Below are 10,759 nucleotides of genomic sequence, written 5' to 3' on the forward strand. Positions count from 1 at the left end.
AGCCGGCCGTCCAGCCTCTCGGGCGCCGGCTCACCACCACTCGCCGACACGCTCGCGTCCGGACCCGGACGCGCACTCTCGACAACCGACATGACAAAACCAGCCTTTCCGGTGAGCGGGAAAGCGGCCCCGACGGGCCTTCCGGAAACGACTCTGCTGCGGTCGGGGCGGCTTACCCAGCCCTGTGGTTTCGCCAGCGCCGCGGAAGCTAGCACTCACAAGGCCACCTTCCGCTCCCCGTACCGGCCGGCCTCCCGGCACACTGGGGCCATGGACACCCCCACCGCCCTGGGCGAATTCCTCCGCAACCGCCGCGCGCAGCTGAGGCCCGAGGACGTCGGGCTGCCGGCGCACGGCCGCCGCCGGGTCCCGGGTCTGCGCCGCGAGGAGCTGGCGCTGATCGCGGGGGTCAGCATCACGTACTACACGCACCTGGAGCAGGGGCAGAGCACCAACGCCTCGGACAGCGTCCTCGACGCGCTCGGGCGTGCCCTGCGGCTGACCCCGGACGAGCACACGCACCTGCGGAACCTGGCCCGTCCGCCGCGGACGCACCGGGTGGCGTCGTCGCGGCCGGAGCGGGTGCGGGAGACGACCGGCAGGCTGCTGCGGGCGATGCCGGACGTGCCGGCGGTCGTCCTGGACCGGCGCAACGACGTCCTCGCGTGGAACCCGCTCGGGCACGCGCTGCTCGCCGGCCATCTCGACCCGGCGAGCCCCGAGGACCCGGAGAACCGGCCGAACCTCACCCGCATGCTGTTCCTCGACCCGCACACCCGCGACCTGTACGTGAACTGGCGGGACGAGGCCCGGATCGCGCTGGCCGCGCTCCGGCTCGTGGCCGGGCGGTGCCCGGAGGACCGGGCGCTCGCGGAGCTGATCGGTTCGCTGATGATCCAGAGCGAGGACTTCGCGGACCTGTGGGCCGAGCACCCGGTGCGGGACTGCACGACGGGTTCGCGGGCCCTGCGGCACCCGGTGGTGGGGGCGCTCACCCTGGACTTCGAGAACCTGCGGCTCAGCGACGGCACGGGCCACCGCATGCTCGTGTACACCGCCCCGGAGGACTCGCCGGCGGAGGCGGCGCTCCGGCTGCTGTCCACCACGCTCCACCCCGCGATGTCCCGTGAGGGCCGGTGAGGCAGGAGTGACGGAGGAGATCGAGCGGCTGAGCGCGGCCGGGGGGCCGTTCGAGGCGCGGGACGGGGTGTACGCGCGGGGGCCGAGGACGCTGCGGGAGTTCGTGGAGGCGGTCTGGGCGTTCGGGGACCGGGACTTCCTGGTCTCCGAGGACGGCTCCGTCACCTACCGGCGGTTCTTCGACGAGGCGTGCGGCCTGGCGCGGCGGCTCGTGGGGGAGTACGGGCTGCGGCGCGGGGACCGGGTGGTCGTCGCGATGCGGAACACGCCGGAGTGGCAGGTGGCGTTCTGGGCCGCGCAGTTGGCGGGGCTCGTCGCCGTGCCGTTGAACTCGTGGTGGCGGGAGGCGGAGTTCGCGCACGCGCTGGACGACTGCGGACCCCGGCTGTTGCTCGTCGACGGCGAGCGGGCGGAGCGCGTACGGGCGTGGGCGGCGGCGGCCGGGGTGCCGGGGATCGTCTTCGGCGGCGCGGCGCGGCCCGGTGCCGGGGCCGTCCCCCATGTTGATTTCGTCGCCTACGAGGCCGACGACGATCCGCTGGCCGGACCGCCCGACGTCGAGGTGACCGGCGAGGACGACGCGACGATCTTCTACACCTCGGGGACGACGGGACGGCCGAAGGGGGCCGTCGCCACGCACCTCGCCCAGGCCGGGGCCGCCGTCCATCCGCGCTACTTCGCGGCGGCCGCCGCCGCGGCGCGGGGGGAGCGGCCGGGCGGCGGGCCGCCGGTCGTGTCGCTGATGACGTACCCGTTCTTCCACGTGGCCGCGTTCACCGCGCTGTACGGCGTGATGGCGGGCGGCGGGACGCTGGTGACGATGCGGAAGTGGGACGCCCGGCGGGCCCTGGAGCTGATCCGGGAGCACCGGGTCACCCACTACGCGGGCGTGCCGACGACCGCGCTCCAGCTGCTGGCGCTCGCCCGGGAGACCGGCGACCCGCTGGAGACCCTGGTGCAGCTGAGCACCGGCGGGGCGGCCGCGCCGCCGGTGATCGTGGCCGGCCTCGCGGAGGCGTACGGGGAGCGGATCCAGCCGCGGAACGGGTACGGGCTCACCGAGACCTGCGGCGGGATCTTCGCCCACACGGGCGCCGCCTACCGGGAGCTCCCGGGGAGCGTGGGGTGGCCGTCGCCGACGACCGAGGCGCGGATCGAGTCGCCGGGCGCCGACGGCGTGGGCGAGCTGTGGGTGCGCGGGCAGTCGTTGTTCCGGGGGTACTGGCGGAACGAGGAGGCGACCCGGGCGGCGTTCGCGCCCGGCGGCTGGTTCCGCACCGGCGACCTGGCCCGGATGGACGCGGACGGGCGCGTGTCGATCGTCGACCGGCTCACCGACATGGTGGTGCGGGGCGGCGAGAACGTGTACTGCGTGGAGGTCGAGGGGGTGCTCCAGGACCATCCGGACGTCGTCGACGCGGCCGTGGTCGGGGTGCCGCACCCGCTGCTCGGGGAGGAGGTCGGGGCGGTCGTGCGGCTCCGGCCGGGGGCGGCGGCCGGAGCCGGGGAGCTGCGGGCGCACGTGGGGGAGCGGCTCGCCGCCTTCAAGGTGCCCGCGCACGTCGTCGTACGGGAGGAGCCGCTGCCGCGGAACGGCGGCGGGAAGGTCCTCAAGGGCGAGCTGCGGGGACTGCTCGCGCGCCCCGGGGTCAGCTCCGGCTGACCCGGACGCGGAAGTTGCCCGCGGCGTCCTCGTCGAGGACGCCTATCCGTATGCCGTTGGTGCGGTCGGTGAAGGTCTCGCCGGGGCGGAAGGGGGCGTCGGAGAGCTCCGCGTGGACGTTGGGGCGGCGGGTGCAGCCGCCGCTGGCGCGGTCGCTGTCGGCCACGGTGACGGGGCCGTGGCCGGTGTCGACGTCGGCCTCGACGCGGTAGACGAGGACGCCCGGTTCGCAGACGGCCTCGTCGTTGCCCTCGCGGGTGCGGACCTCGACGGCGTAGCCGGTGGTGTCGGAGAGCGGGACGAAGACCAGCTTGGGGCCGCCGGCGAGGGCCAGCGGGGTCAGCAGGTGCTCGCTGGTGCCGGTGGCGGAGGCGCACCGGATCTGGTCGTTGTCGAGCCAGCCGAGCTTCCACTTGTGCCAGCCGAGGAGGTCGTTGTTGGCCCCCCAGTCCTCGGACATGATGTCCCAGTGGCCGACGGTGCCGCCGCCGTCGGCGGTGTAGAGGTCGGGCAGGCCGAAGACGTGGCCGTTCTCGTGGGGCAGGACGCGGTAGCCGGTCTCGGGGTAGCTGCCGGAGCCGTCGTCCTGGCGGCTGTACACGAAGGACGTGTTGGCGAGGGGGACGCCGTCGGCGTAGGGGGCGTCGTCGTTCCCGGAGAAGGTCACGGAGAGGACCGTGTCGAGGGCGGAGGGGCCGGCGTTCGGGGTGACCAGGACGTTCACCAGGTCGTAGGCGCTGAAGTCGACCTTCGGGTCGGCCGCCTTCACGATGTCCTCGACGAAGGAGCGGTAGCCCGGCTCGTAGGGGGCGCCGCGCTCGATCCCGTACGAGGAGAAGGGCCGCGGCATCCGCAGCCAGTCGGGTATCGGGGTCTCGGGCCGGTACTGGAGCCGGCCGTAGGAGCTGACCCGGAACCAGTCGGAGGTCTGCGGGAAGAACTCCCGGAAGCGGGCCATCGCCGTGCCCTCGCCCCGGGCGTCGGGGAAGTCGACCATGAGCGTCAGCGCGCGGATCCGGCCGGTGGAGCGGGCGTACCCGGGGGCGGTCGGCAGCCCTTCCGACATCTGCACGCCCAGGGTGGTGGCGATGCGGCACGGTCCGAGCCGGGTGGTGTCCGGCTGGGCGGCCACCGGGCCGGCCGAGGCCGGGGCGGGCCCGGGGAGCGTGGTGCTCGCCGAGACGAGCACGGTGAGCATCAGGGCCGAGGTCGCCGCGAGGGCGACCGGTCCGCGTATCCGCCGGCGGGGGTGCTGCATGCGGTCGCCTTCCGGTCGGGGCCTGGTCAGCGGCGTGGGGCGCCGTGCGATCAGCCTCGGCGGAGCGGGGCGGGGGCGCGCGCCGGGGTGGACCGATCGTGGGTATCCGCCCACGCTCCGTCGTCGTGACCCAGGTCACATCGGGGCGGGAAATAACCGGGGATTCCTTCCCCGTTCAGGAGAGAGTTCGACGAAGTGGGGATTCTTTCCCCGGATGGCTCCGAAAGGCTGAGGAGGTCGTGGCGTGATCCGCACCGACGGACAGGCCCCCGTGGACGGGGGCGCGGCGGGGGAGACCCCCGCGCGCCGTGTGCCCCGGCCCCGCGCCGACGCGCTGCGCAACCGCGAGCGGCTGGTCGCGGCGGCCCGTGAGATGTTCGTGGAGTTCGGCTCCGCCGTGCCCTACGACGAGATCGCGCGCCGGGCCGGCGTCGGCAACGCCACGCTGTACCGCAACTTTCCCGAGCGCCCCGAGCTCGTCCACGAGGTCGTCCTCTCCATCCTCGGCCGGCTCACCGAGCGGGCCGAGCGGGCGGCGGCCGAGGAGGGCGACACCTTCGCCGCCGTCAGCCGCTTCGCGCACGAGGCGGCCGACGAGCGGGTCGGCGCGCTCTGTCCGATGCTCGACGGCACCTTCGACAAGGACCATCCCGACCTGGTCGTCGAGCGCCAACGGCTGGAGGAGGCCGTCGAGGGACTCGTCCTGAGGGCCCAGGAGGCCGGCCGGCTCCGCGCCGACATCGCCGTCGGCGACCTGATGATCGGCGTCTCCCAGCTGACCCGCCCCCTGCCGGGCAGCGGCTGCGAGGACTTCGCCCCCTTCGTCCACCGCCACCTCCAGATCTTCCTCGACGGCCTGGAGGGACCCGCCCGCTCCACCCTGGAGGGCGCCCCGGCCACCTTGGGGGACCTGCGACGAGACGCGTGACGGCAGGCCCCAGCTGAGCCCTCGGGACTCCCCTCCCGAGAGCTCCGAAACCTTCCGCCGAGCCCTGGCGGCTCACCCGGACCTTTCCAGAACGTCCTTTTTCTTCACTTACGCACCAAGAGGTGGCTACCCCCATGCCCGAAACCGCCGGCATTCCCCGGTCGACGGCCGCTTCCCAGCCCGACCCCGGTCGCTGGAAGGCACTCGTCTTCATCGCCCTCGCCCAGCTGATGGTCGTGCTCGATGCGACCATCGTGAACATCGCCCTGCCCTCCGCCCAGCAGGACCTCGGCATATCGGACGGCAACCGCCAGTGGGTCATCACGGCCTACGCCCTCGCCTTCGGCGGACTGCTGCTCTTCGGCGGCCGCATCGCCGACCTCTGGGGCCGCAAGCGCGCCTTCGTCGTCGGTCTGATCGGCTTCGCCGCCGCGTCCGCCCTCGGCGGCGCCGCGACCGGCGAGGCCATGATGCTCGGCGCCCGCGCGCTCCAGGGCGCCTTCGGCGCGCTGCTCGCGCCCGCCGCGCTCTCGCTGCTCGCGGTGACCTTCACCGACGCCAAGGAGCGCGCCAAGGCCTTCGGCATCTACGGCGCGATCGCCGGTGGCGGCGGCGCCGTCGGCCTGATCCTCGGCGGCTTCCTCACCGAGTACCTGAACTGGCGCTGGACCTTCTTCGTCAACATCCCGTTCGCGATCGTCGCCGCCGTCGGCGCGTACCTGGTGATCCGCGAGCCGGCCGGTGGCCGCAACCGCTCCGCGCTCGACGTCCCCGGCGTGATCCTCTCCACCCTGGGTCTGGTCGCGCTCGTCTACGGCTTCACCCGCGCCGAGTCCGAGGGCTGGAGCGACGCCGGCACGATCGGCATGTTCGTCGGCTCGGTCGTCCTGCTCGGCGCCTTCGTGCTCGTCGAGGCGAAGGTCAGGAACCCGCTGCTGCCGCTGCGCGTCCTCACCGACCGCAACCGCGGCGGCGTCTACCTCTCCCTCGGCCTCGCCGTCATCGCGATGTTCGGCCTGTTCCTCTTCCTGACCTACTACCTCCAGGTCGTGAAGGGCTACTCGCCGGTGATGACGGGCTTCGCGTTCCTGCCCATGATCGCGGGCATGATCATCGGCTCGACCCAGATCGGCACCCGGCTGATGACCCGGGTCCCGCCGCGGCTGCTCATGGCCCCCGGCTTCCTGACCGCCGCCGTCGGCATGCTGCTCCTGACGCAGCTGGAGGTCGGCACCTCGTACGCCGGTCTGATCCTGCCCGCGCAGCTGCTGCTCGGCCTCGGCATGGGCACCGCCTTCATGCCGGCCATGTCGCTCGCCACGCACGGCGTGGACCCGAAGGACGCCGGTGTGGCCTCCGCGATGGTCAACACCTCGCAGCAGGTCGGCGGCGCCATCGGTACGGCCCTGCTGAACACGATCGCCGCCTCGGCGACGACCGCGTACCTCACCGACCACGCGGCCGGCGCCACCACCCCGGCCGCCCAGAGGCTGCTCCAGCTCCAGGGCATGGTCGAGGGCTACACGGCCGCGATCTGGTGGGCGGTCGGCATCCTGGCCGTCTCGGCGGCCATCGCGGCCGCGCTGATCACCACCGGGAAGCCGGACACGGGCGTGGTCGCCGGCTCCGGCGCGGGGGCGGACGACGAGGTGAAGGTCCCCGTCATCGCCCACTGACCCCCACCGGTCCCCCCTCGGTCACCACCTGCCCTGGTTCCGCTCAGCGGAGCCAGGGCAGGTCCGCGTCCGGGCCCGCCGGTTCCAGGCCCTCGGCCATCACCCGCATGATCGTCCCGAGCTGCTCCACCTGCTCGGGGCTGAGCCGGTCGAACATCGCCTGCCGCACCGCCTCCACGTGCCCGGGAGCGGTGCGCCGCAGCACGTCGACGCCCTCGTCGGTGAGGAGGGCGAACTGGCCGCGCTTGTCGGAGGGGCAGTTCTCGCGGCGGACCCAGCCGCTCTTCTCCAGGCGGGCGATGGCGTGGGAGAGCCGGGAGCGGGTGATCTTGGCGCTCCTGGCGAGCTCGGTCATCCGGAGCCGGCGGCGGGGGGCCTGGGCGAGCTGGACGAGCAGGCCGTAGTAGACGTGCGGCATCCCGGCGTCGCGCTGCAGCTGGCGGTCGAGGTGATCCTCCAGGAGCGTGGTGGCGTGGAGGTACGAGCGCCAGACGCGCTGTTCGCCGTCGCTGAGCCAGCGGGGTCCGCTTCCGGTCCTGTCTCCCATGTCACCCATCGTACGACCCGTCCTTGAAAGTTGAACTATGTACGTTTACGCTGCGTACGACAGCTTGAAGTTTCAAGAACCTCGCGCTGTCGCACTCTTCCCACGAGCCCTCCTCCGGGCTCGACAGCCGAACCCTTCCGCCGGAGTGAGGAGGCGTCTCCATGACCGCCACGCAGGACCGGATGCCCGCGCTCTACCTGTCCCACGGCGCCCCGCCGCTCGCCGACGACCCCGTCTGGCCCGGCGAACTCGCCGCCTGGTCCACCGACCTGCCCCGGCCCCGGGCGATCCTCATGGTCTCCGCCCACTGGGAGGAGGCACCGCTCGCCCTCGGCGCCACCGAGCCGGTCCCCCTCGTCTACGACTTCTGGGGCTTCCCCGAGCACTACTACCGGGTCCGGTACGACGCCCCCGGCGCGCCCGGGCTCGCCGCGTCGGTCCGCGCGCTGCTCCGCGCGCCCGGCACACCCGTGCAGGACATCCCCGACCGGGGCCTCGACCACGGCGCGTACGTCCCCCTCGTCGAGATGTACCCCGACGCCGACATCCCGGTCCTGCAGATCTCCATGCCCACCCTCGACCCGCGCCGGCTCATGGACATCGGCCGCAAGCTGGCCCCGCTGCGCGACGAGGGCGTCCTGATCGTCGGCAGTGGCTTCTTCACCCACAACCTCGCCGCCCTCCGCCACACCGGCGGCGGCGTGCCCGGCTGGTCCGCCGAGTTCGACGCCTGGGGCCACGAGGCCCTCGCCGCCCGCGACGTGGACGCCCTCCTCGACTTCACGCACAAGTCCCCGGCCGGCCGCCTCGCCCACCCCCGCACCGAGCACTTCGCCCCGCTCTTCGTCGCCATGGGCGCGGCGGACGCGGTCGGCGACCTCGACGCCGAACGTTCGGTGATCGACGGCTTCTGGATGGGCCTCGCGAAGCGCTCCGTCCAGTTCGGCTGAGTCCGCCCGGACGGGCCCTACCCGAAGGCGGGCGGATTCAGCTCCACCGAGCGGACGGCGGCGGCCAGCGCCACCGGCCCGCCGACGTCGAGGGCGGTGTCCGTGAACTTGATCGTGTGGTCGTCGCCGTGCGCCGCCGCCCGCGCGAACACCTCCTCCGGCGCGAGCCCCGTCCCGGTGTACGCGGCCGCCTCCCGCGGCGTGTACGCGGCGGTCACCGCGGCCGAGGCCGCCCACGCCGCCGCCAGACTCGGCACCCACAGGTCCCGGGGCAGCGCGGGCAGCGTCCGCAGCACCGCGTTCGGCGCCGTCGCCGCGTGCACCAGCATCACCGGCTCCCCGTGCCCGTGCGTCGCGTACCGGTGCACGGCCGCGGCCACCAGCTCGCCCAGCCGTGCCCGCGCCGCCTCGGGACCGGCGGCCCCGCCCCAGACGGGGAAGGCCGTCAGCTGCGCGAGCCGCTCCCGGATCCCGCCCTCCTGCACCGGGACCGGCGGTACGGCGGCGAGCGCCGAGGCCGCGTCCGGGGCGGCCGCCAGCGGCGCGAGCCGCGGCAGCGGCTGGTGGCGGGCGGCCCAGTAGCCGAGCGCGTGCGCCAGCTCCGCCCGCCGGGGCGCCGTCTCCCCGCCGGGCGCGAGCAGCGTGCGCACCGCGTGCCCGGTGCGGATCACCGGATGCGTCGCGCCGCCCGCGATGCCCGGCAGCAGCCGGGGCCACCACTCCGCGAGGACCTCCCGCCACGGCCGGTCCGCCAGCTCGCGGGCGAAGAAGCGGGTCCAGTCCGTGATCCGGGCCGGGTCGCCGAGCGCCTCCCGCCAGTTCCCTGCGGTCACCGGGGCGTACGGCGCCGGCACCTCCTCCAGCTTCGGCGCGTACCCGTCCAGCCAGCGGTGCACGGCCGCCGCGTGCCCGTGCCGGGCCAGCGCCTCCACCGCCATCGGCGCGTGATTGGTGAGCCACCCCCGCCGCTCGGGACCGGTGGAGTGGAGCCGTTCGAGAGCCTCGTCGAGGATGCCGGTGGTGTCCGGCGCCGAGTCCGTTTCCCTGTGCGTGTCGCTGTCCATGGGCGGGACGGTAGGCCGGGGAGACCGCGGCGGGTAACGGTCGGGCGACCTACACCCCGCGACCGAGGCAACCCGGGACCGGAGGATGGCGTCGTAGGAGAAGAACGGGGCAAACGGGGGAGAGCAAGCCCGACAGTGTGACGCCCCTCTCACCGACAGCGAGGTCGGAACGGCCGGAAGCCCCCGGGGCGTGCCTCTGACCTGCGGATCCATGCGCACGGCGGTCCGCCGGACGGTGGCGGGGTCGCGCAGGATACTGCATGATCGCGAAAATCCTGAGCCTCCTGGGAATTCTGTCCCGATTCCGGTCGTTGTTTCCGTCGGATGCAGGGCACCCGCAAGGGTGTCGCGACCTACTCAGCAAGGGAGCACGCATGGCAACCCGTGCCGTCGCCCGTCGTCAGTCCGCCGCCAAGAGCGGGGACGGCCGGGCAAGCAGCGTTCGCGCCGTGGGCGGGGAGATCGCCGACCGCGACCTGGTCGGCATGTACCTCGACGAGATCGCGCGCACGCCCCTGCTCGACGCCGCCAAGGAGGTCGAGCTCTCCCAGACCATCGAGGCGGGCGTCTACGCCCGGCAGATCCTCGACGGCGAGGCCGAGAGCGAGGCCGGCGGGGCGACCCGCGAGGAGCTCGAAGCGCTGGTCGCGGAGGGCGAGCGCGCCAAGGACCTTTTCATCAAGTCCAACCTGCGGCTCGTCGTGGCCGTGGCCCGGCGCTACCCGCGCAGCGGGCTGCCCCTGCTCGACCTGATCCAGGAGGGGAACGCCGGCCTGGTCCGCGCCGTCGAGAAGTTCGACTACGCGAAGGGCTTCAAGTTCTCCACCTACGCCACGTGGTGGATCCGCCAGGCCATCACCCGGTCCATCGCCGACCAGTCCCGCACCATCCGGCTCCCCGTCCACCTCGTGGAGGAGCTGGGCCGGATCCGCCGCGTCCAGCGCGAGTTCAACCGCGAACACGGCCGCGAGCCCGAGCCCGCGGAGGTCGCGGAGGAGCTGGGCTCGACCGCCGAGCGGGTCACGGACGTCCTGGACTGGGCGCGCGACCCGGTCTCCCTGAACATGTCGGTGGACGACCAGGGCGAGACCCAGTTCGGCGACCTGCTGGAGGACACCTCCGCCGTCTCGCCCGAGCAGTCGGTCCTCACCCTCCTGCGCAGCGAGGAGCTCGACGACCTCATCGACAAGCTCGACCACCGCACCGCGTCGATCATCCGGATGCGGTACGGCATCGAGGACGGGCGCGAGCGGACCCTCACGGAGGTCGGCAAGGAACACGGCCTCACCCGCGAGCGCATCCGCCAGATCGAGAAGCACGCCCTCCTCGAATTGAAGAAGATGGCCCGCGACACCGGCTTCGACGCGGTGGCGTGACCCGCGGCACCCTTCGTGGTGGGGGCGCCGGCCCCGGGGGCCCGGGCCCCCCCCCCCCCCCCCGCGCGGGGGGGGGCGCCCCCCCCCGCCCCCGGGGGGGGGGGGGGGGGGGGGGGGCCCGGCGGGGGGGGGGGGCGGGGGCCCCGCCCGCCCCCGG

At 73.9% G+C, this 10,759-nt stretch carries 9 protein-coding genes; 6 read left to right on the plus strand and 3 right to left on the minus strand.

From position 1 onward, the window contains the following. Nucleotides 1–270: 270 nt before the first annotated feature. Together ACFZCF_RS31855 and ACFZCF_RS31860 are read left to right on the plus strand one after the other, a co-directional pair. Entirely contained in the window at nt 271–1,140 is an 870-nt protein-coding gene (locus tag ACFZCF_RS31855) for a helix-turn-helix domain-containing protein (protein WP_388449276.1), read from the plus strand. A gap of 7 nt (nt 1,141–1,147) precedes the next feature. Continuing rightward, nucleotides 1,148–2,803 (plus strand): AMP-binding protein, encoded by a 1,656-nt coding sequence (locus tag ACFZCF_RS31860; RefSeq protein ID WP_391290605.1) that lies wholly within the window; start codon nt 1,148–1,150, stop codon nt 2,801–2,803. Here ACFZCF_RS31860 and ACFZCF_RS31865 read toward each other — a convergent pair. Next, complete coding sequence (locus ACFZCF_RS31865; protein ID WP_388449274.1) at nt 2,790–4,061, minus strand: M6 family metalloprotease domain-containing protein; 1,272 nt, start codon at nt 4,059–4,061, stop codon at nt 2,790–2,792. The genes ACFZCF_RS31860 and ACFZCF_RS31865 overlap by 14 nt on opposite strands. 247 nt (nt 4,062–4,308) lie before the next feature. On the opposite strand from ACFZCF_RS31865, the gene ACFZCF_RS31870 reads away from it, so the two are divergent. Then, nucleotides 4,309–4,989: a TetR/AcrR family transcriptional regulator gene (locus ACFZCF_RS31870; RefSeq protein WP_388449288.1), complete on the plus strand. Its 681-nt coding sequence runs from the start codon at nt 4,309–4,311 to the stop codon at nt 4,987–4,989. A gap of 134 nt (nt 4,990–5,123) precedes the next feature. Then, a complete protein-coding gene (locus ACFZCF_RS31875) occupies nt 5,124–6,665 on the plus strand; it encodes a DHA2 family efflux MFS transporter permease subunit (protein WP_391290608.1) in 1,542 nt (513 codons plus the stop codon). A 43-nt stretch (nt 6,666–6,708) separates the two neighbouring features. Here ACFZCF_RS31875 and ACFZCF_RS31880 read toward each other — a convergent pair whose 3' ends face one another. Further along, nucleotides 6,709–7,221 carry a MarR family transcriptional regulator gene (locus tag ACFZCF_RS31880; RefSeq protein WP_391290609.1) on the minus strand — a complete coding sequence of 171 codons (513 nt, stop codon included), beginning with the start codon at nt 7,219–7,221 and terminating at the stop codon, nt 6,709–6,711. Between the two features lie 152 nt (nt 7,222–7,373). Here ACFZCF_RS31880 and ACFZCF_RS31885 point away from each other — a divergent pair, with 152 nt between their 5' ends. Next, the gene (locus ACFZCF_RS31885; protein WP_391290611.1) at nt 7,374–8,162 is read left to right on the plus strand and encodes a dioxygenase; all 789 of its coding nucleotides are present in this window, start codon (nt 7,374–7,376) and stop codon (nt 8,160–8,162) included. A 17-nt stretch (nt 8,163–8,179) separates the two neighbouring features. Here ACFZCF_RS31885 and ACFZCF_RS31890 read toward each other — a convergent pair whose 3' ends face one another. Continuing rightward, nucleotides 8,180–9,226: a questin oxidase family protein gene (locus ACFZCF_RS31890; protein ID WP_391290613.1), complete on the minus strand. Its 1,047-nt coding sequence runs from the start codon at nt 9,224–9,226 to the stop codon at nt 8,180–8,182. Nucleotides 9,227–9,600: 374 nt separating this feature from the next. Here ACFZCF_RS31890 and ACFZCF_RS31895 point away from each other — a divergent pair, with 374 nt between their 5' ends. Beyond that, nucleotides 9,601–10,602, plus strand: a complete 1,002-nt coding sequence (locus ACFZCF_RS31895) for a sigma-70 family RNA polymerase sigma factor (RefSeq protein WP_391290615.1) — start codon at nt 9,601–9,603, stop codon at nt 10,600–10,602. Nucleotides 10,603–10,759 lie beyond the last annotated feature (157 nt).

It is taken from the genome of Streptomyces sp. NPDC007945, from assembly GCF_042958885.1.
Lineage (GTDB): Bacteria > Actinomycetota > Actinomycetes > Streptomycetales > Streptomycetaceae > Streptomyces.